Source organism: Bifidobacterium psychraerophilum (assembly GCF_000741705.1).
In the GTDB taxonomy this organism is placed as follows: domain Bacteria; phylum Actinomycetota; class Actinomycetes; order Actinomycetales; family Bifidobacteriaceae; genus Bombiscardovia; species Bombiscardovia psychraerophila.
This window is the reverse complement of sequence record NZ_JGZI01000009.1, coordinates 494,979-516,766: the sequence shown is the minus strand read 5'-3', so window position 1 is coordinate 516,766 and position 21,788 is coordinate 494,979. Positions and strand designations below refer to the sequence as shown.

At 59.9% G+C, this 21,788-nt stretch carries 14 protein-coding genes, 1 pseudogene and 1 riboswitch; of the genes and pseudogenes, 2 read left to right on the top strand and 13 right to left on the bottom strand.

Annotated elements, in window-relative coordinates; genetic code table 11:
- Positions 1–39 precede the first annotated feature (39 nt).
- The 7 genes and pseudogenes from BPSY_RS06125 to BPSY_RS06095 form a co-directional block, all read right to left on the bottom strand.
- Positions 40–705 carry an N-acetyltransferase gene (locus BPSY_RS06125; RefSeq protein WP_415453568.1) on the bottom strand — a complete coding sequence of 222 codons (666 nt, stop codon included), beginning with the start codon at positions 703–705 and terminating at the stop codon, positions 40–42.
- Between the two features lie 325 nt (positions 706–1,030).
- The gene (locus BPSY_RS06120) at positions 1,031–1,519 is read right to left on the bottom strand and encodes an S-ribosylhomocysteine lyase (protein ID WP_415455763.1); all 489 of its coding nucleotides are present in this window, start codon (positions 1,517–1,519) and stop codon (positions 1,031–1,033) included.
- Between the two features lie 306 nt (positions 1,520–1,825).
- Complete coding sequence (locus tag BPSY_RS06115) at positions 1,826–4,756, bottom strand: isopeptide-forming domain-containing fimbrial protein (RefSeq protein WP_034886700.1); 2,931 nt, start codon at positions 4,754–4,756, stop codon at positions 1,826–1,828.
- 309 nt (positions 4,757–5,065) lie between these two features.
- Positions 5,066–6,871: pseudogene (thiC, locus tag BPSY_RS06110) on the bottom strand (phosphomethylpyrimidine synthase ThiC); the annotation flags it as partial.
- A 266-nt stretch (positions 6,872–7,137) separates the two neighbouring features.
- Positions 7,138–7,244: riboswitch (TPP riboswitch) on the bottom strand.
- Between the two features lie 90 nt (positions 7,245–7,334).
- Positions 7,335–9,347, bottom strand: a complete 2,013-nt coding sequence (locus tag BPSY_RS06105) for a RecQ family ATP-dependent DNA helicase (protein ID WP_033498245.1) — start codon at positions 9,345–9,347, stop codon at positions 7,335–7,337.
- Between the two features lie 93 nt (positions 9,348–9,440).
- Positions 9,441–10,622 (bottom strand): cystathionine gamma-synthase, encoded by a 1,182-nt coding sequence (locus BPSY_RS06100; protein WP_051921757.1) that lies wholly within the window; start codon positions 10,620–10,622, stop codon positions 9,441–9,443.
- Positions 10,623–10,768: 146 nt separating this feature from the next.
- Complete coding sequence (locus BPSY_RS06095; RefSeq protein ID WP_033498242.1) at positions 10,769–11,782, bottom strand: cystathionine beta-synthase; 1,014 nt, start codon at positions 11,780–11,782, stop codon at positions 10,769–10,771.
- Positions 11,783–12,287: 505 nt separating this feature from the next.
- Here BPSY_RS06095 and gdhA point away from each other — a divergent pair.
- Positions 12,288–13,634 (top strand): NADP-specific glutamate dehydrogenase, encoded by a 1,347-nt coding sequence (gene gdhA, locus BPSY_RS06090; RefSeq protein WP_033498240.1) that lies wholly within the window; start codon positions 12,288–12,290, stop codon positions 13,632–13,634.
- Positions 13,635–13,682: 48 nt separating this feature from the next.
- On the opposite strand, the gene BPSY_RS06085 is transcribed toward gdhA, so the two are convergent.
- The 5 genes from BPSY_RS06085 to BPSY_RS06065 all read right to left on the bottom strand — a co-directional run bounded on the left by BPSY_RS06085 (position 13,683) and on the right by BPSY_RS06065 (position 19,130).
- Complete coding sequence (locus BPSY_RS06085; protein ID WP_051921756.1) at positions 13,683–14,582, bottom strand: ABC transporter ATP-binding protein; 900 nt, start codon at positions 14,580–14,582, stop codon at positions 13,683–13,685.
- On the bottom strand, positions 14,579–15,418 hold the full coding sequence (locus BPSY_RS06080; RefSeq protein ID WP_081884286.1) for an ABC transporter ATP-binding protein: 840 nt from the start codon (positions 15,416–15,418) through the stop codon (positions 14,579–14,581). Before BPSY_RS06080 ends, BPSY_RS06085 begins: the two co-directional genes overlap by 4 nt.
- On the bottom strand, positions 15,402–16,313 hold the full coding sequence (locus BPSY_RS06075; RefSeq protein ID WP_051921755.1) for an ABC transporter permease: 912 nt from the start codon (positions 16,311–16,313) through the stop codon (positions 15,402–15,404). Before BPSY_RS06075 ends, BPSY_RS06080 begins: the two co-directional genes overlap by 17 nt.
- Positions 16,310–17,281: an ABC transporter permease gene (locus BPSY_RS06070; protein WP_033498238.1), complete on the bottom strand. Its 972-nt coding sequence runs from the start codon at positions 17,279–17,281 to the stop codon at positions 16,310–16,312. The genes BPSY_RS06075 and BPSY_RS06070 overlap by 4 nt, the downstream gene beginning before the upstream one ends.
- Before the next feature lie 109 nt (positions 17,282–17,390).
- The gene (locus BPSY_RS06065) at positions 17,391–19,130 is read right to left on the bottom strand and encodes an ABC transporter substrate-binding protein (RefSeq protein WP_081884285.1); all 1,740 of its coding nucleotides are present in this window, start codon (positions 19,128–19,130) and stop codon (positions 17,391–17,393) included.
- A gap of 257 nt (positions 19,131–19,387) precedes the next feature.
- On the opposite strand from BPSY_RS06065, the gene BPSY_RS06060 reads away from it, so the two are divergent.
- The gene (locus BPSY_RS06060) at positions 19,388–20,158 is read left to right on the top strand and encodes a type III pantothenate kinase (RefSeq protein ID WP_033498248.1); all 771 of its coding nucleotides are present in this window, start codon (positions 19,388–19,390) and stop codon (positions 20,156–20,158) included.
- 280 nt (positions 20,159–20,438) lie between these two features.
- Here BPSY_RS06060 and BPSY_RS06055 read toward each other — a convergent pair whose 3' ends face one another.
- A complete protein-coding gene (locus BPSY_RS06055; protein ID WP_033498191.1) occupies positions 20,439–21,785 on the bottom strand; it encodes an ABC transporter substrate-binding protein in 1,347 nt (448 codons plus the stop codon).
- Between the last annotated feature and the right edge of the window lie 3 nt (positions 21,786–21,788).

Below are 21,788 nucleotides of genomic sequence, written 5' to 3'. Positions count from 1 at the left end.
ATACTCACCCAATGCCGTGCAGAGGGCGAGGTTGCCCCTTTATCGCGCGTGGTGGTAGGCGATTCTTTCGGCTTCGCCAACACGGTGGTTGATCAGATGAACGATGCCGCAGCGTTTGAATCCCGCGGATTCGAATACGTGCTGCATCGCCTTGTTGCGCTCGTGGGTGTCACCGCGGACATTGCGGTGGTTCTCAATCACCCAATTCAGGCATTCATGGGACACTCCCGGCACGATGCCTGCCGACGCCACACGGTGCAGCGCCACATAGGGTTCATCATTCAGCCATTGCCCATCGGTAATGGTCTGATAGGTCGGATCCTCACCTTCGCATACGGAGAACACCGCAAGGATGCGCTCCTGGCCCTGATCGCCTTCATGATCCACAAGAAGCATGGTCCGGTGCAGACGCAGATCCTCCTGAACCGTTTCCTTCAGGGGATACAGGGATCCCCACTGACTCGGGTTGCCATTCTGCGCCATCAGATGTCGCGCCCTGGCGAAGATCGCCTGGATCGCATCGATATCCTTGTTGTCGGCATGCCTGAAACGGCGTTGACCCTTCGAGGGTTCATCAGCGGCGGCACCGGCGCTTGAATGCTGCACCAGGGACGGAGTCCGCAAGGCGGGAACGGTGAAAGTGTTCGGCACATATGCCTGGGAGGGCTCTGCGGTCTCCGCTGGGTTCACTGATGGTTCAATCACGTATTCACCTTTCTGGCAGCCTGCTCTTGTTGCTGGGACACCGTTCCGTGAAGAACGGGGCAAGCCGCATATCCGATTGTGGATGGCCCCCTGCCGACCGTGCAACAATAAACGTGCCCACGAACAATATCACTCACAGCGCTGTACACAAACTGGGCAAAACGTTGGTGGCCGCTGCATGGTGCAGGCGTCCACCAACCTTCCGGGATCGGGATGCGGATTGCAGGCAGGACCAGCCCGCAGCACACTATCCGGGATGCCCCTTCGAGGTATAGCCGGTTCAGCGTATGCCGCTTGTGACGCTGCCGCTTCGGGCAATCCCGATTCAGACGACCTTGCGCTCGAATGCGTCGGAGCTGATGCCCTCTGCAAGTATGTCCTTGCTCCACTGCTTGGCGGAGAACAGGCTGTGATCGCGATAGTTGCCGCAGCTGGTGATTTCGGTTCCGGGCACATCATCCCACGTTGATTCATTCGCGATGAAGTCCAGGGATTCCTTCAATGCCTTGGCGATGTCGGCGGTGTCATGCTCGCCCCATGCCAGCAGATGGAATCCCGTGCGGCACCCGAATGGTGAGCAGTCGATATAACCGGGAATGCGCTCGCGCAGAAGAACCGCGATCATATGCTCGATGGTATGCAGACCGCCCGTAGGAATGGCGTTCTCATTGGGCTGCACCAGACGCAGATCGTAATTGGAGATTCGGTCGCCGCTTGGTCCCTGCTCGACATCGATCAGACGCACATATGGAGCTTTGACCTTCGTGTGGTCCAGTTCGAAGCTTTCAACAATCGGTTTCGCCATAATGATCATTCCCTTCCTACAATGTTTCATTTCATCGGGTGTGATAGCGCACTCGCTTCCGTCTTTCATGCTAAGCCCATGCGGGCATAATCACCCACTATCCGCGCGCTGCTGAATGGCACGAAGTCCACCGAGCAGATTGAAACCGTGGGATATGACAGCCCAGCCGGGACGATCAGGGTGCTTCACATACCACCGTGCATGCCTTCAGACGCGAAGGGCCGTCTGGATATGGAAGTGCGCACCATGCTGCATGGCACCCCGATAATGGTGCTCTACATGCAGCATGGTGCGCACTCCCCGGCGCTTTGTGGCTCAGCCGAGGATGTTGGCCTTGCCCTCGGCTCGGTGGGACAAATAGTACGGGCGTACCGCGAACACCAGAAACAGTATGGCAAGCACCAGCAGGATGAGGATGCCGACACCCCCGGTGTAGGGCAGGTTCGCCAGGGAGTGGGCCGGGTCGGCCACCATGACCGCGCGCCCATCCTGGGACACGAAGGCCAGGCTGGTGCCATGGGTACGGTATGAGGCCAAGGTCACCTCACTGGCGTCGGTGTTCCACACCGGGAGCACCTCGACGGTGAAGGCCGGCACCTTGAAATACCCCGACGGGGCCGTACTCTCCCTCAGGGAGAGCGCACGAGCCTCCACACCCTGCAACGACAGCGTGCCGTCCGTGTGGGAGAAGACCTCACTGAGCGCACCCGCGTCACCGGGCACCGCCAAGCGGTACACGCCCGGAGCCAGCTGCACGAAGCCGAGCGGCTGCCCGTCGCGGCTCACCTCGAAACCCGCGCCACCCAATACCCTGGTGGTGTCGTCCTTGTCGACCTTCACCAGGTCCAACCCGAACACATACGCATGCGCCACGGCGCTCCTGGACTCCACGCCCGGGCCCGCGTCATCCCAACCCGATGAGACCCCTGCTACCCGTGAGCGGGTCAGGGTCGCCGTGTTCACATTCGGATGCAAACCCCCACCACCCGGAGCGGACAGGGACGCGCCCGTGTTCAACACCGCACTGTAACGGATGCGGATCAGGGAGCCCACGGGAACCGAGGCCTTATTCGCCACACGACCGGACACATCCTCGGCGAACAGGACCTTCAACCCATCCACCGACACCGTCTGACCAGACACCCCGACCGACAAGCCCGGTGTGCCAGTCACATCCGTATCCGGGGAAGGCACATCCATCAACACCCGCACCGCGGACACGGCAGGCAGGGTCAACCCCGCATCGGCCACATCGGACAAAGCGAACACGTAAGAGGAGTACGGCACACCCGAGAAGGACGACAGGTCAGGCACTCGAAGCGCGATCTCATACTCGACCTGACCACCCAGGTCGAAACCATCCATACCCGCATCATTGAGCACACGCTTCGACACATCCAACACGCTCGTCTTCAACGAAGCCCGACCCAACCTGGGCTTGCCTTTGACGCCCGCGTCGGCGAAATCCACGAGACCCCCATCATCCCCGAGATCCGGGTTGAAGACCCTGGTGCCCACGATGATCGGCAGGGAACCACCAGACGCCTGACTATCATCCACCACCAAATACAAGCCCGGACCAGACACCGGCAACACCACAGTCGACAGGGAAGAGAACGTGCCGGCGGGCAGGCTGCCCGCCACCGGCCCCAGGGACGCGGTGTCACCGGCCAACGCGCGCGCGAACAACTGCAGACTGCCCGCATACGGACTGAACGCCGAAGTCACATCGTCACTCAACGGACTGGTCGGATACCCCAACCAACGCGACCCCACCCAGCCGATGGGATTACCCGCATCCACACCCACACCACCCGCCACACCAGCAGCAGCCAGAAGCGCGGACACCACCGCGGCAGGGGTCGTCAATTTCACCGACCCGAGCGCACCCGTATGATCGAACACCGTATCCGTGTAATCACCGATTTTGTACGCCTTCAACCCACCCGATGTGGTACCCGTCACGTCGATGCCGTAGGAGGGAGGGGTCTTCACCTTCCAACCTTTGATCGTGGTCTTCACCGGCTCGGTGGCCCTATTCGTCAACCCCGTGGTCGCGCTGCCGTCCTGCTGACCCCACACGTACAGGTCATAATCCTTCGACACATCCGGCATCAACGCCTCGGGTAACGCCATATTGCCGCCCGCGCTCGTCCTGCCCGAACCCAACACCACATCAGTGTCAGGATCCACGACCTTCCAACCCATATCCGAGCCCAAATCCGAAGCGCCCGACAGACTCAAGGCCCGCGATCCCGCAGCACCCGACACCGAAGCAGACCACGTATGCAACTGCTTACCGGGATCCACGAAGGTCAACCGCAAATCACCCGACGCACCCTGACCCTGATCACTGTTGAGAGCCGACAACACCAAGCCATCAAGATTCAAACGAACAGCAGGACGCAAACCCAGACCGGTGAGGCCCGTATCGTAATTGGACGGGTGACCGTCGAACCACACACTGAACGCACCGCTCGCGTAGCCCCATTGAGCAGAACGCAGCCAAGAGCCAACAGCACCATTGGCACAAGTATTCGAAGGACAGGCAAGATTAGCGTTTGTTGCTGAACCGGAAGTGTGGTTGAAGTACTTGTTCACATCACCGATCGACAAGGGGAACACCTGATACGAGTTCACCGAATCGGACTGCTGCGTATAACTCCCGGAACCACAGCCCACCGGCTGAGCGGCGGTGCACACACCCTCCACCGCAGCGGCACGCATCAAGGACTGCTCGAAGGAGGAATAATTCGCAGCACCCACCGCATCCGACACCGTCGCCAGATTCGAGCGATACGAGCCCGTCGCACTGTCAAAGGAATTACGATACGTGGCATTCGTATCAAACCGAAACCCCGCGGTCACCACATCATCGGCCCACAACAGGGTCTCATTCGCCGCAACCGACGTCGTGGCAGACCTCGTATATGCCAGATTTGGGCCATAATCAGCATCCGGTACGCTCGCCACCGCGCCCTTAGCCAGAGTCTTGTACCCGCCAGACACCGTTGCACCACCATAGGTGCCCGTACTCCCCTGCTTGCCGAACACGATCCGACGCGTCGAAGCCCAATTACCCGAAGCCACCGGAAGCGCACCCGCACCCAGCGTGCTGAAATACCCGTCAGGCCCAAGATCAACAGGAGCGGCAGAGGCCCGTTCCACCGGCACCACCATCTCCGCCACCAGCAGGAACAGGACCAGACCGAATGCGACGAGGGCCTGCAATCCCCTCTTCGACATACGCCGGTCATACTCCCCCGCCGCCCCGGGCACCCGGACCCGCACCAGCGACGGGGACGGCCCCATGCGGGAGCCATCCCCGGCACAGCAATCCCGACCGGAATGAAGCGCATGAGCGTCAGGGAGAAAACTCCGCACGACCACACCCATAGAAGACAAGCATCCACGCAACCAAGCCATGAGAGCACCACCATCTCTGTGAAACAGCACCCCTCCCCTGCGACAGGCAGTGACGAAGAGGGTACGCAATGAACATGATGTGCAATATCATACTATACGTATATCTTGGCTTCTCAGATGGTCTGGCCTTCAGTGCTGCGGCACATACAGCTGATCTCCGGTTTTATGGAACGCGCGGCTCATATCCTCCATGCCGTTGCGGATGAATTCCTCCTGCTGCTCGGCATCACCGTATTCACTGCGGATGTTCTGGGAGATGGCCATCGAACAGAACTTCGGGCCGCACATCGAGCAGAAATGCGCCATTTTCGCCGGTTCAGCGGGCAAGGTATCGTCATGGAAAGCGATGGCCGTGTCCGGATCGTAGGACAGGTTGAACTGGTCCATCCATCGGAATTCGAAGCGGGCCTTCGATATCGCCAGATCACGGTCCTGTGCACCTTGGTGGTGTTTCGCGATATCAGCGGCATGGGCGGCTATCTTGTAGGTGATCACACCGGTTTTGACGTCATCCTTATTCGGCAGTCCAAGGTGTTCCTTCGGCGTGACGTAGCACAGCATCGCGGTGCCGTATCGCGCGATTTCCGTCGCCCCGATCGCCGAGGTGATGTGATCGTATCCCGGTGCGCAATCCGTGGTCAGGGGCCCCAAGGTGTAGAAGGGAGCGCCCTTGCATAGCGCTTTCTCGATTTCGATATTCATACGAACCGTATCGAAGGGGATATGCCCAGGTCCTTCGATCATGACCTGCACGTCATGATTCCAGGCCTTCTGTGTGAGTTCGGCCAAGGTCATGAGTTCCGCGAATTGCGCCTGGTCATTCGCATCCGCCAGGCTGCCCGGACGCAAACCGTCCCCCAGTGAAAAGCACACGTCATACTGCTTGAAGATCTCGCACAGTTCCTCGAAATGCGTGTAGATGAAGCTTTCCTGATGGTGCGCCAGGCACCATTGCGCCATGATCGAGCCTCCACGGGACACGATTCCGGTCACCCTGTTGGCCGTCAGCGGCACATAGCGCAACAGCACCCCGGCATGGATGGTCATGTAATCCACACCCTGCTCGCACTGTTCGATCACCGTATCCCTGAACAGCTCCCATGTGAGTCTGGTCGCATCCTCATCGACCTTTTCCAAGGCCTGATAGATCGGCACCGTGCCGATCGGTACGGGCGAATTGCGCAGAATCCATTCTCTCGTGGTGTGGATGTCGTTGCCGGTTGACAGATCCATCACCGTGTCTGCACCCCATTTGCATGCCCAGGTGAGCTTCTCGACCTCTTCGTCGATGGACGATGTCACCGCGGAATTGCCCATGTTGGCGTTGATCTTCACCAGGAACTTCTCACCGATGATCATCGGCTCGGCTTCGGGATGGTTGATATTGAGTGGCATCACCGCACGCCCGGCAGCCAGTTCCGTACGGACCAGCTCAACGTCACAGTGCTCACGCTCGGCGACGAACTTCATCTCCGGCGTGATGACGCCCTGCCGGGCGTACCACATCTGGGTAACCGGATGCTCCTTGCCTCTCCTCGGATCACGGCGCTCCCCCTGCCATTCCTTGGAAGCCTCGCCACGCCGCACGGCGGCTTTCCCGTCATCCTCGAGATCCCTGCGCCGGCCCTGGTACGAGACGGTGTCCTTCCGGTCAGTGATCCACTCCGCACGCAATGCGGGCAGCCCTTTCAACACATCATGCTCAGGGCCTTCGGTGTTGTAATCCTCGAATGGTGCGTTCGGCGTGGTGCTTGATGCCTCGCCCGGCAGGAACGCGGGGGTTACCGTGTCGCTCAGTGAAATGCTGGTGCTGGGGATCTCAAGCCCGTATGTGCCGGAATCATTCGAGAATGCCACCGAATGCGTTGTCCTGATATGCGATCGGTCCCGTTGCTTGCTGGATCGGGATGCGTCATCCACTCGATGCTGTTTCGCGTTGTCGTCCACGGATGTGGTGGATGCCTTGCCTGATGCTGCCGATGCTGATGAAGACGGCTCTGACATGATGTTCCTTCCCTTGCCGGAATTACCCGGGCAGGTTCTAACGGTGCTCGGGTTTCCCCGATCTCAGCCCATGCGGGCGCCCGCGGTGATTGATGGTTGATCCTGATGCGGATTGATGAGCGGTTACGAATCAGGCGGCATGCCGTGGCAAGCGCACGCTTCGCCGCCAAACCGCTACACGGTTGTGATGGCAATGGTTATTGTCATGAAATCTGTCCTTACGGCGGCATTACCCGCATCAAGTTCACGGTCGAAGTCTGTTGACTTCCTCTCAGCCTGCACACAAGCTCCCGTTGCGCTTACACCAACCATCCTCACCCCAGGGGGCGACGGTCATCGTCAGCCTTGAACCGCGGCGCGATGCGGATCCATCTGTGAAAACCCCTGGGACGCCTTACTCCATCGTGGTTATGGCCTCGATGAAACGCTGGCCGTACAGCTCCAGTTTGTGTTCGCCCACGCCGTTGACGTCAAGCATGGAAGACTCGTCGGATGGTCGGCGTTGCGCCATATCGCGCAGGGTCTTGTCCGAGAAGACTATGTATGGCGGTTTGCCTATCTCACGGGCAATCTGGGTACGCAGCTCCCTCAGATGCTGGAACATCGCCTCATCAGCCGGATCCAAGGATTCGTTCGCGCTTCCGCCTCCCGTGGAGGGGATGGCGTTTGTCCGGGATCGGCGGCTCCGGCCATCACCGGCGGAGGAGGCAGCGAGGCCGGGAACATCACCTTTGCGAATCACACTAGTTATGGCATAGCTGAAATCGGGCTTCACGGTCTGCGCGGCAAGCGCTCCGAACTTCACCAAGGGCAGACGCCCCTCGGTGATCAGCAGATAGTCATCGGCGCTCATCTGGTTGATCACGTCACGGATCACGGCTTCGTTGGTGTCGCGCAGCTTGCCGAAGCTCGCGCAACGGTCCAAGCCGCGTCTGAGCACATCCTGCGATTGCGAGCCGCGCAGCACCCTGACCAGCATCCCCGCACCGAAGCTCTGCCCGAGGTCATGCACGCATCGGCTCACCATCCTCGCGATATCCGTCACATCAACGGATTTCACGGTCCCCAGGCAGTTCGAGCAGTTGTTGCAGCCCGACGTGGTGTTGCCGGCCGCCACGGACTGTGAAGCTTCGACCGGAACACCGGCGGCACCATCGGCACCAGTGCCATCTACACCGGCGCGACCCGCACCATTGACGGAGGCATCGCCGCCCTGTTGTCCGAAATAGCGCAGGATGTATTGATGCAGGCAATCCGCCGTGCGGCAATAACCGATCATCGCACCCAGCAGCCTGCGTCGATGCGAGCGCACGAATTCGCTTTCCTCCGCGCTGAGGCGGTCATTGGCATTGCCCATATCCAGCAGCCGCCTGCGCGTGACGATATCCGATTCGTTCCACAGCAGCGTGCACCGTGCGGGCTCGCCATCGCGACCGGCACGGCCCGCCTCCTGATAGTAGGCTTCGATGCTCTCGGGCATATTGTGGTGGATGACGAAACGGACATTGGACTTGTCTATTCCCATGCCGAAGGCATTGGTGGCGACGACCACCTGGACCTCATCGTTGACGAAGGCCCGTTGCGCCTTGGCGCGATCATCGGGCTGCAACCCGGCATGATAGGCGACCGCGGACACCCCTCCCCGGCGCAATTCCTGAGCTACCGCATCGGTCTCCTTGCGGGTGGCGCAGTAGATGATGCCCGAATCATCGGCATGCTCATGGATATACCGGGATATCCACTCGGATTTTTCCTTGGTGCCCAGGCGGATGACATCAAGGAACAGATTCGGCCGGTCGAAACCGGTCACCGTCATCACAGGGGCGTGCAGGTTGAGCATCCGCACGATGTCCGCGCGCACCTGCTCGGTGGCGGTCGCGGTGAACGCCGCGACGACCGGACGTCTGACGAAGCCTTCGATGAACCCGCCGATATCAAGATATGACGGCCTGAAATCCTGGCCCCATTGGGAGACGCAATGCGCCTCATCCACGGCGATCATCGAAATCTGCAGATGTTCGCACAGACCCCGGAAGGAGGGTGCTGAGAGGCGTTCCGGCGCAACGTACAGCAAGCGCAGACTGCCTTGGGCGGCCTGGGAGATGACCGCACGCTGCTCTTCGGTGTTCTGCGTCGAATTGACGAAGGCGGCGGCGATGCCGGCATCCTCCAAGGCATCCACCTGGTCGCGCATCAGCGATACCAGTGGCGAGATGACGATGGTCACACCCGGCAAAACCGTTGCCGGCACCTGGTAGCAAATGGATTTCCCCGCGCCCGTCGGCATGACCGCCAGGGAGTCATGCCCCGTCAGAATCGCATCAACCACGCGATCCTGGCCCAAGCGGAAGGAATCATATCCAAAATAGGTGTGCAGGGCATCAAGCGCTTGGTCTATCGGGGTCATGTGTTCAGTGTATGAGGCTCCACGACTTTTCGCGTGCAGCGACGGCAGACGGGGAAGGCGCTTGAGGCCTTCCCCGTCTGCCGGGGTGTGGTATCAGCCACGCAAGGAATCCAAGACCTGATCGACGTCTGCGATGAGGTCGTCCTTGCCTTCGACGCCGACCGAGAGGCGAACCAGGTTATCGGGAACCTGCAACGCAGTACCGGAAACCGATGCATGCGTCATGGCTGCGGGATGCTCGATCAGTGATTCCACACCGCCGAGGGACTCCGCCAAGGTGAAAATCCGCGTGCCCGCCACGAAACGCTTGGCCGCATCCATGCCGCCAGCGAGTTGCACCGAAACCACTCCGCCGAATCCGCCATGCATCTGACGCTTGGCGATGGCATGTCCCGGGTGTGATTCAAGCCCCGGGTACCACACGCGCTCGATCTCGGGGCGCTGCTCAAGGTGCTCCGCCAGGGCCAGAGCGTTGGCGCTATGGCGCTTAACCCGAAGGTCCAGGGTCTTCAACCCGCGAATCGCCAACCATGAATCGAATGGTGAGGGCACGGCTCCGGCGGCGTTCTGCAGGAAGGCGACCTGCTCGTAGAGATCATCGTCATCCAGCAGTACGGCTCCGCCGACGATATCCGAATGCCCGCCGATGTATTTGGTCGTGGAATACACGACCACATCCGCGCCATCCTCCAAGGGGTGCTGCAGGGCGGGTGATGCGAAGGTGTTATCCACCACCACTTTGGCTCCATGCTGGTGCGCGACGCTCACCACGGCCTCGATATCGGTGATCCGCAGCAGGGGGTTGGATGGGGTCTCCACCCATACGACCGCATACTCCTTGGCTGACAGACGCTCCGTGACCGCTTGGACATCCGTGACATCGACCACATCAAGGCCTATGCCCCAAGGACCGAATACCTTGCTGAGGAGCCTGTAGGTGCCTCCATACACATCATTGCCGAGCAGGATATTGTCCCCTGGCTTGAGGAAGGACCTGAGCAGGACATCGATCGCCGCGAGGCCGGAGGAGAAGGAGATCGAATGTTTCGCTCCTTCGACACCCGCCAGCTGCTCATCGAAGGCGTCACGGGTCGGGTTGGTCGAACGACTGTATTCGTATCCTCCGCGCAGCCCTCCAACACCGTCCTGCTTGAAGGTCGAGGACATGTAAATGGGAGGCACCACGGCCCCTGTCGTGGGATCCGGCTCCTGCCCTGCGTGGATTGCCCGTGTCGCGATATCCGCCGTGCTCAAATCAGTGTTAGCCATTGTCATTCCTTATATGTTGATCGTTCGGTCATGATCTGCGCGATCATCGCCGCTTGTTGGTCCTTGTTGGATGTGATGCGATTCCGGGCCCGCGAGGGAGGGAATCCATCGTTACGCAAACTCGTATATTCGTGTATCGGCTGTGCGGATGCTCACTGCGCCTGCCCTGACACCACGGGCCGCTGGGTGCCACGGCTCAGCACATCGGAGAAACCGTTCTCACCCATCCACTCGTCGGAGAAGATCTTCGACAGGTACCCTCGTCCCGAATCGGGAAGCAGCACCACCATCAGGGAATCCTTACCGAGGCCATGCATTCGGGCGGATTTGAGGGCGGCGACAACGGCCATGCCGGATGACCCGCCGACCAGCAATCCCTCCTCACGGGCCATCCGACGCGTCATGTCGAAAGCCTCGGCATCACTGACCTGCACGATCTCGTCCGGGATGGAGGGATCGAAGGCCTGGGGGTAGAAATCCTCACCTACGCCCTCGATCAGATACTGATGCACGTCATCGGGATTGGAATAGATGGAACCTTCGGGGTCCGCGCCGATGATCTGGACGGCGCCCTGCGAGGCCTCCTTGAGGAATCGCCCTGTCCCGGTTATCGTTCCACCGGTGCCGATGCCTGCCACGAAATGTGTGAGACGCCGATCCGTATCCCGCCAGATTTCCGGCCCCGTGGTGTGGTAGTGGCTTTCCGGTCCGTTGGGATTCGAATACTGGTTCGGTTTGAAAGCACCCGGGATCTCACGGGCAAGACGGTCCGAAACCGCATAGTACGAGCGTGGATCATCCGGGCCGGCATCGGTTGGGGTCACGATGACTTCGGCGCCGTATGCCCGAAGCACCGCACGCTTGTCCTCAGAGACCTTGTCGGGAACGACGAAGATCGTGCGGTATCCACGCTGCTGGGCGACCAGGGCAAGCCCCACGCCCGTATTGCCGCTCGTCGGTTCGACGATGGTGCCGCCGGGCTGAAGCTGCCCGCTGCGCTCGGCCGCATCGATGATGCGCTCGGCGATTCGGTCCTTGGAGGATCCCCCGGGATTGAAATATTCGACCTTCACGACGACCCTGGCCTCTACGTCATCGGTGACACTGTGAAGTTCGACCAGTGGGGTGTTACCTATCAGTTCCGCTACATTCTTGGAGATGTTCATGATTCCTCGCTTTATTCGGTGCTTTGCTAAGTCTTCGGGTAAGCGCCTTGCGAGAGCTGCGGATGATGCTTGAAATTCGAATCCTGGGATGTAGTGAGGGGTCCGGTGCCGCCGGCCGCCCGGTGCCATGATGCCCGTGTGCCATCATCCGTGCAGCATCGAATCCATCGTCATATTCGTACGGTTCATGATTCCGAATGTTCCTGTGGAATCCTGCACTGAGATATGGCCACTGCGCCACAATCTCCCAAGTCCTATCTCAAATTATGCGTCGTCAACCGCGAGCCTTGCAGGCTGTGGTTAGCGACAACAACATGAGATAAACGACATGTGCAACACCATAGCACATGTCCGAGGGCATGGAAGCCTGACGATCCCGCGACAGCCACGCATACGTCACGGAGCCCGCCATATCAGACTTCGGAATATTCCATCATTCCCTCGCCTTCGTGTTGCCGATGGCATAGGATTGCAGCGTTTTGTTTCAGATCCTTTGGGGAGGAATATGTTCAACGATGCCTATACGCAACGCGTGTACGAACAAGTGACACACCGGGACGGCGAGCAGAAGGAATTCCTGCAGGCGGTCCGCGAGGTGCTCGAATCGCTGGAGCCCGTGATCCGGCAACATCCTGAATTCGAATCGGCAGGAGTTCTTGAACGGCTGGTGGAGCCGGAACGTCTCGTGCAGTTCCGCGTCGCATGGACCGACGACCAGGGTCGCACACAGGTCAATCGCGGGTACCGCGTCCAGTTCAATTCGGCACTCGGGCCATATAAGGGCGGGCTTCGCTTCCATCCTTCGGTCAATCAGTCCATCGTGAAGTTCCTGGGCTTCGAACAGATCATGAAGAACGCGCTGACCGGACTGCCGATGGGCGGAGGCAAGGGCGGCTCCGATTTCAATCCCAAAGGGCGCAGCGACGCTGAAGTGATGCGTTTCTGCCAGGCCTTCATGACCGAGCTGCAGCGCCATATCGGGCAGTTCACCGATGTTCCCGCAGGAGACATCGGCGTCGGCGGGAGAGAAATCGGATATCTCTTCGGCCAATACAAGCGCATCCGCGATGAATTCACCGGCACCCTGACAGGCAAGGCCTTGGAATTCGGAGGTTCGCTGGCACGCAACGAAGCCACGGGTTACGGTCTGTGCTATTTCACCGATGAAGCCATGAGCTCCATACGCGGGGATTCGCTGGCCGATAAGACCGTCGTCATCTCAGGCTCAGGAAATGTCGCCATCTTCGCGGCCGAGAAAGCCCAACAACTTGGGGCCACAGTGCTTACGGTCTCGGATTCGAGCGGCTACATCCACGATCCTGAAGGCATCCAGGTCGAAGTGGTCAAGGACATCAAACTGAAGCGTCGAGGCCGCATCAAGGAATACGCGCAACTCGTGCCTTCGGCCGAATACCATGAGGGCTGTGAAGGTGTGTGGTCCGTGCCATGCGATGTGGCACTCCCCTGCGCCACACAGAACGAGCTCGACATCGAGGGCGCGAAAACCCTGGTCGCCAACGGCTGCACCGTGGTATGCGAGGGCGCGAACATGCCCACAACACCGCAGGCCATCGAGACCCTGCAGCAGGCGGGCGTGATCTACGGACCGGGGAAGGCCGCGAACGCCGGCGGAGTCGCCGTTTCAGGCTTGGAGATGAGCCAGAATTCGCAGCGCCTATCGTGGAGCTTCGAAGACGTTGACCGCCGTCTGCATGCCATCATGGTCGATATCTTCCACACCTGCGCCAAAGCCGCTGATTCCTATGGCGCCACCAATGATCTGATGCGCGGGGCGAATATCGCGGGCTTCCTCAAGGTCGGCAACGCGATGATCGCACAGGGAGTGTTGTAGCAACAGGGCGATCCTGCGCATAGGCAGGCATCCGGCGGGAGGTACGGACTACCGCAATGTGGCGGCGGCGATGAGCTGCTTCGTATACTCCTGCCGGGGATTGCTCAGCATCGCTTCGGCCTTGCCGTATTCGACCACCTCACCATCGCGCAGCACCACAATCGAATCGGCGATATGCTGGACCACCCCCAAATCGTGGGACACCAGAAGCATCGTCATCGGCCTTGCCGGATCGGCATCGCGTATCGCCTCCAAGGTGTGCAGTATCTGCACGCGGGCGCTCATGTCGATCGCGCTCATCGCCTCGTCCGCCAGCAGCACGCGAGGCGCAGCCACCAGTGCGCGCGCGATCGCCACCCGCTGCGCCTGGCCACCGGAAAGATCCATCGGATAACGGTCGAACAGGGCCCCATCATCAAGGCCCACGCGTCTCATCGCGGCTCGTGAACGCTGCTCCGTCTGCGAACGCGATGGGGCGTCCCTGCGTAAGGCGAGCGCCTCCCCGACCGAGCGTCCGACGGTCCATCGCGGATCAAGGGAGGAGAAGGGGTCCTGGAACACAATCGCGGAATCCTCGCGAATCCGCCTCAACGCATCGGGAGCCGTTGAGATATCCTCGCCCCTGTATCGGACGACGCCGGAGTCGGCGCTTCTGAGTCCCAGCAATATGCGGGTCAATGTCGTTTTCCCGGATCCGGACGCTCCGATGATCGCCAGGCACTCTCCTTCATGCACACGCACCGAGACGTCGTTGAGGGCCGGAGGCGCCGGCCTTCCCGGCGCGCCCGCCGATCCGCCAGAGGAATCCGGGCGGAAGAAGCGTCGTCGTCCCTGCAAGGTCGCAGGCATCCGCCAATTCGAATCGTAGCGTTTGACCAGGTGCTCTGCCTCAAGAATCACGGCGCCCTGTTCCGAGGTCGCGTTTGCAGCGGAATCGTAATCGGTCATCGCGCCGCCCCTTCATCATTCCTGCCGTGAACACCTTGCCCATCAGTGATCCCCTGCCCCACGGCGTTCCTCTGGAAGGTCAGCTCGGTTGCGGCGTTGACCAGAATCCGCGTGACCGGATGCTTGGGCTCCCTGAGCAGATCATGTGTGGAACCCTCCTCCACCAGCACGCCCTCGTCCAACACCGCACAGCGGGTGGTGGCGCGGGAGAGCACCGAGAAGTCATGGGTGATGAACAGCATCGAAGCCCCCGAATCATCCACCAGGGACACCAGAACATCGACGATCTGCTGCTGGGTAATCGAATCCAATGATGTGGTGGGCTCATCGGCGATGATGAACTTCGGCGAGGTAACGAGAGCCGTGGCTATCGCCACACGCTGCTGCTGCCCGCCGGAAAGCTGGTGGGGGAATTTATCGGCGATCGTCTCCGTGAGACCGACACGGCGCAGCATATCGATCACACGCGTTCTGATCTGCTCACGATCCAGTTGGTAATGCAACGTCAAGGGCAGCGCCACCTGATCGAAAACGCGTTTGACGGGATTGAGCGCGGCGGCTGGGTTCTGCACCACCAGTCCCGTCGCACTCCCCCGGATACCCGCTAGTTTGCGCTCATCAGCGCCCACGATCTCCTGTTGCCCGATGCGAATCGACCCCCGGACATCCGCAACCGACGGCAGCAGGCCAAGGCAGGCTTTGGCAATCATGGATTTGCCTGAACCCGAAGCACCGATCAGACCTACGCGCTCACCGTCCCCGACTCTCATCGAGATGCCTTTCACAATGCTCCGCCCTGCGATGGAGATCCTCAGATCCTCAAGATTCACGGACATCAGCGGCCTCCTGTGTCTTTTCGCTCGGAGCAGGGGATGGATTACGCAACCGTGGGTTCTCCAAGGGATCGACGGCATCACGCAGGGCATCACCGAAGAGATTGAGTGCGACCACGACGACGGTGACCACCAATCCCGGCCATATCACGGCGAGAGGATAGACATTGATGAACTTCACCGAGGTGGCGAGGGAATGCCCCCACGAAGCGACCGAACTGGGCACCCCTATACCGAGATACGTCAATCCGGATTCGGCCAGAATGACCGTACCTGCGCACATGGAGAGCTGCACCAACAGCAGCGGCAGGATATTAGGCACGATATGGGTCATCAACACCCTGCCTGCGCTGGCTCCGTTCGACAGAGCCGATTCCACATAGGCCGATCGGGCCACCAGCATGGCCTGTGGGCGCACGATGCGTGCCAGGTTCAGGGAGTAGCCGAAGGAGCAGGCCACCACAATCACCATGATGCTCGGTCCGAAAGGAACGGCGAGAATCAGCGCCACCAGCACCGTGGGCAAGGAGATCAAGGCATCTATGACCACAACGGCGAGCTGTGAAAGTCCCAGATGGGATGAGAGCATAGCCGCGACCAGCAGCAGGCCACATATGGCGGTGAGGATTACCGCAAGCAGCACGATCAGAAGATTGGTGGCCGATCCCGCCATCAGCCAGCTCAGCACATCCGCCCCGCTACCGTCGGTGCCAAGCGGGTGCGACCATGAGGGCGACTGCCACACATGAAAACCGTCTGTGGCCCACAGCGAGTATGGGGTCCATACCAGCGACAGCAGGGCGACCAACAGCCAGCAGGACATCACGATCAGTGAGAACCGTCCCGTCGCCGTACTCCATATCGATGTGAGCACGATGGCGCTTCGACGTCTGTTCATTGCTGTATTCCCCCCTTCACGGCCCTCAGGCGCGGATCAATGAGCTGATGCAGCATATCGACCACCAGACCTATGGTGAGGAAAAATGCCGAGAGCAGGAACAGTTCGCTTTGCACCGTGAGCAGATCACGATTGCCCACATCGGTGATCAGCATCGAACCGAGTCCCTGCAGCGCGAAAAGATTCTCGACCACGACGACCCCGGTGATCATCTCCGCAAGGGTCAGGCCGATCACGGATACCAGCTGGGGTGCGATAATCCGCAGTCCGATGCGCAATGTGGCCTGACGTCTGGTCATGCCGCATGCCATCCCCATATCGATGAAGGAGGAGCCCATCACCTCGTTCAGCGCCGAGCGGGTGTATCGCATGATGCCTGCGGCGACGATGATGCCGACCGTCATCGCCGGCAACAGCAGGGACATCACCGCTTGGAGGGGATTCTGCCATCCCTGCTGCGGAAAACCCTGCGAGGGCAGTATGCCGATAAGCCCCACTCCCCTGCCGAAAAGCAGGATCAGCAACAGGCCGCCCCAAAGCGCGGGTATGGATCCTCCGATGATGGAAATCGCACGGAAGCTCTGGCGCGCGGGTCTGCTCGTGGCCAATGCGCCTGCGCAACCCGCCGGTATGCCGATCAGCAAGGCGATCAGCATACCGAGTGCGATCAGGGGAAAGGTGACCTGGGATCTCACACCGATCTGCGCGCTGATCGAGCGTCCGGTGAGCAGTGAGGTGCCGAAATCGCCTCGCAGCACACCTCCCAGCCAACTGCCGTACTGCTCCGCGATGGAACGGTTCAAACCCAACTGCTCCCGGAGCGCCTCGACCCGCTGCGGCGTCGCGTTGACGCCGGCCATCACTGAGGCCACATCACCGGGGAGTATGCGCAAGGCAGCGAATACCAGCAGCGACATGCCGAACAAGGCCGCCACGAACAGCAGCAGACGCCTGACCACAGCAAGCATGCATATCTCCTTAGTCGCCCCTTCGAAGCCCGTGTCCGGGCGAAACACTCACCATTATGCCGCGCCCGCCTGCACCACGGAGCGATCCTCCATCAGGCCCTGCTTATGCTCAGGCGGGATTCCGCATCGTCACATTCCACAGCGGCAGCAAGGATTGGTTCAGATTCACGGGGAAGCCGCTGAGCCCCTTCACACGGGCCGTGGTCACCCTGTAGTTGAACAACCAATCGGCTGGGGCGTCCTCGCTGACGAGACGCGCCGCCTGGCGCAGCAAGGATTCCTCCTCCTCGTCACTTGTGGCCGCGAGCGCCTTCGCATAGAGCTCCTGGACCTTGGGATTGTCATAGTTGTAGTAGTACTCCGGGTCCGCCCACTGGTAGAAGTCGTGGCTTTCGTTGTGGTCCACCAGCGAGAGGTCATAATCCTTATTCGTGTACACGTCCTGAAGCCATGCGGAGAACTCGACCACATTCACCTGAAGATCGATGCCGACGGCTTTCAACTGGGATTTCAATTGATCGCCGATTTCCGTCCCATAGATATTCGCATACTCAAAACGCAAGGTGAGTGGCTTCGCAGTGGAATACCCGGCTTCGGCAAGCAGCGATTTCGCCTTGGTGGGATTGTACGGATACAGATCGGTGAGATCCTCATACCCGGGATCCAGGGATGGGATGGGGCCTCCCAGTGCGGCGTCCGAACCACCGCGTGCCGCGATCAGCTCCTCATTGTTGATGGCGTATCTGATCGCCTGACGCACACGCTTGTCGGATGTGGACGTCCCCTTCGAGTTGAATGCGAGCACGAATTTATCGGTATCGTCACCGGCTTTGACGACGTAATCATCGTTGTTCGAGAAGGTCGAGGCGAGATTTTCGGTGATGGGCGCCAGCACCTGCACGTCCCCGCTTTTCAACGCATTGACCGCGGCATTGTCATCGGCGAAATAGCGGATGATGATCTCCTGGGTCTTCGCTTTGTCACTGCCCCAGTATTTCCCGTCCGCAGTCAATGTGATCGAATCGCCCTGCCTGAATGAACTGAGCAGGAACGGACCCGAACCCACCGCCTGCGTTTTGGCGTCGTAGCTGGCGTCCTTGTCGAACACCAGTCCGGCCCTGCCACTGAGAGCCCACAGCAGAGCCGAATACGGCTTGTTGAGTGTGATGACCACGGTGTTGTCGTCCGTGGCGGTGATCGACTTCATGGTCGACAGCACATCCGCATCGGTGTATTGCTTATCGACCAACTCCCGGATGGACCACACCACATCATTGGCATCAAGGACATCCCCATTGGAGAAGTGCATACCGGTATTGAGTGTGAAGGTGTAGGTCAGGCCGTCATCGGATTTGCTCCATGATTTGGCGATGGCCGGTACCACCTTGTTCTCCGAGGAACGTGCCACAAGTCCTTGATACACATTGCCGATAAGCACCTGATCGAGTGCCGATCCCGACTCGTTGCGGATATCGAGGTTCGTGGGTGCCAGCTTCAACCCGATGGTGACGCTTTTCGCCACGGTGCCAGTAGACGCCGGCGTCGAACGCAGGGATGAGAAAACCCATGCACCCGCGGACACCGCGATCACGACGATAAGCGCGATCAGGGCCAGCAGCCAGTTTCTGCGCCCCTTCGGCTTTTTGCTCAGTGCGTTCAGCGTCTCATCGGTGCTTCCGGAGGCTGCGTCCGGGGTGGTCTCACTTGTGGATGCGTCGTATTCCGGCTGCGGCCCGGCAGAATCCTTGTTTCCCGGTCCTGTGCCGCCCGGCGCGGTGCTTTCCGCTTCGATATTTTCCGGTTCTTTGTTTTCCGGTTCAGTGGTTCCTGGTTCAATGTTTCCCGACATTGTTGCTCTCTTCGTTCATGGCTCCCATGACAGCGACACCCGGCACCCTGGGATGCCCGAAGCCGCGGTCAGAAAAGCTGCGATTGGCCGCCCGAATCCGGGTCGACCACCGGAATCCATCCTAACAACGGACATAGAATTTGTGGTGATGGTCCTGCGATTATGCTGAGAACAGGCCCATGCGGCTACTGTAATGACCATTGCCCCTTGCCGGACCAGCAAGCAACGGACTGCTCACACCTTCGAAGGAGATCCCCATGCTCGTCGCCGTTGACATCGGAAACACCAACATCGTCCTGGGATTCATGGATAACTCGACGATCGCGGGAAGCTACAGGATCACCACGAAAACAAGCCGGTCGTCGGACGAGTACGGCCTGATGATCAAGGAATTCCTGAATATGAGCGGCTACCAGGCAGATGATGTGGATGATGTGATCATCACATCCGTGGTGCCCAAGGTCATGTACTCGTTCCGATCGGCGATCATCAAGTTCTTCGACATCGACCCGATGATCGTCGGCCCCGGCATCAAAACGGGAATCAACATTCGCATGGATGATCCCGCCTCCGTGGGCGGCGACATCCTGGCGGGCTGTGCGGGGGCCTACTTCGTATACGGCGGCCCGGCACTCGTCATCGATTTCGGGACCGCCACCACATACGCCTACGTCGACGCCACGGGGGCGCTGACCGCAGGACTCATCACCGTGGGCATCCAATCGGGCGCCGCCGCCCTGTGGGGGCAGACCGCCCAGCTTCCGGAGGTGGAGATCATCAAACCGGACACCATCCTCGCATCGAGCACACGCTCCGCCATGCAGGCGGGCCTGTATTACAACTTCCTCGGTGGTGTGGAACGCACCATCGAGCAGTTCCAGCAGGAGCTGGCATCGGAATTCACAGTCATCGCCACCGGCGGACTCGGCAGGGTGTTCGCGCACGACATCGACGCGGTAGACACCTATGACCCGAATCTGCTGTTCAAGGGGATGGCGTTGATCTATGCCAGGAACACGCGACGCTGAGTTTCGCGGACTGACCTGAGGCCACCCCTTTCGACCTGGTCGAAAACGGCGGATCCGGATATGCGGGCGGCGGGGCCGCAGCGAAGGATATTCGCTGCGGCCCCGCCGCCATGACCCCTGCGTATCGGTGAAGCCCCACTTCAGCTTGCGGTCCCACCGCACTGCGCTGCTTCACTCCACTGTCTCACTTCACTGCACCGTGCTGCTTAACTGCATGTGCTAGTTCACACTGCACTGTGGAGCTTCACTTCACCGCGTTACTTGACTGCACTGTGTTACTTCACTTCACCGTGTAACCCTGACTCTCCGCATAACTCTTGAGGTTCTTCTGCCAGGCTGCGATCCCCTCCTGGAGGGTGATCGACTTATCGGTGAAGGCCCCGCCGACATCGTCGGCGAACACGCCTCGCGCATAGACCTCGAATGGCAGGAACTTGTAGCCGGTGATGACATTGGCCGCCGCCTTTGCCAGCTCCTTGTTGAACTCCTGTCCGCCGAAGTACTCGTTATCCTTGCCATCGGCATCCTTGAGTGAGGTCATGCTCAGGAAGTCCTCGGAGGCGAGGGTGTCGTTATCGGCCGGGAAGGCACCGCCGTCGACGCGCTCCTTGATGCCTGCGGCGTTATGCGTCGCGTACTCCAGGAACTTGTATGCGGCTTTGACCTTGGCCTCGTCATCGGACTTGATGATCGCCAGAGACGATCCGCCGTTCTCGGAGTTCTCCGTGCCGCCCTGCTCCCAGGTGGGCATCTGGGCGACCCTCCACTTGCCGGAACCGTCCGGTGCTCCCGAGAGGAGGTTGTACGGCATCCATGCGCCGGTCAGCAGGGATGCGATCGAACCGTCATTGAGACCCTTGTTCCAGTCATCCGTCCATCCGGCTGTTTTGGTGTCGATGAGGTCCTCATTGATCATCTTCTGCCAGAAATCCGTCCATTTCTTCACGCCGCTATCGGATGTGAGATTGATGCTCACCTCCTTGCCGTCGTTGCTGGTGGAGAATGGGGTGGCACCGGCCTGCCATGTCATCGAGTCGAAGAAGCCCGCATCCCCCGAATCAGAGGTGATGTATGACCCCGTCGCGCGAATCTTCTTGGCTGCCTCGTAGAACTCATCCCATGTGGTGGGAATCTGCGTGACCCCCGCCTTGTCGAAGACCTCCTTGTTGTAGAAGAAGGCCATCGGGCCGGAATCGAGTGGCAGCCCGTAGACGCCTCCATTGATGTTGACCGAGCTCCATGTGCCTGGAGTGTAGAAATCCTTGTAACCCGAGGCGCCCAGATCGGAAATGTTCTGAACGTTCTCCCTGATCACGTACTCCGGCAGGGCGTAGTACTCGATCTGCGCGATGTCAGGGGCGCCCTTCCCCGCCGACATGGCGTTGTTCAGCGCCGTATATTCGTCCTTGTTCGTTCCTGCATTAGTGATCTTGACGGTGATATCGGGGTTCTCCTTTTCGAAACCCGCCACCGTACGAGACAGTGTTGAATCCCAGGCCCAGACCAGCACTTCGGTCTTGCCGCCGCTGGAGGCACCTGAGTCGCTTCCTGACCCACCACAAGCGGCCAGAGGAGCCAGCATCACCACAGTCCCCAAAAGTGCGATTGCTCGCTTGCCGAACTTCATCGT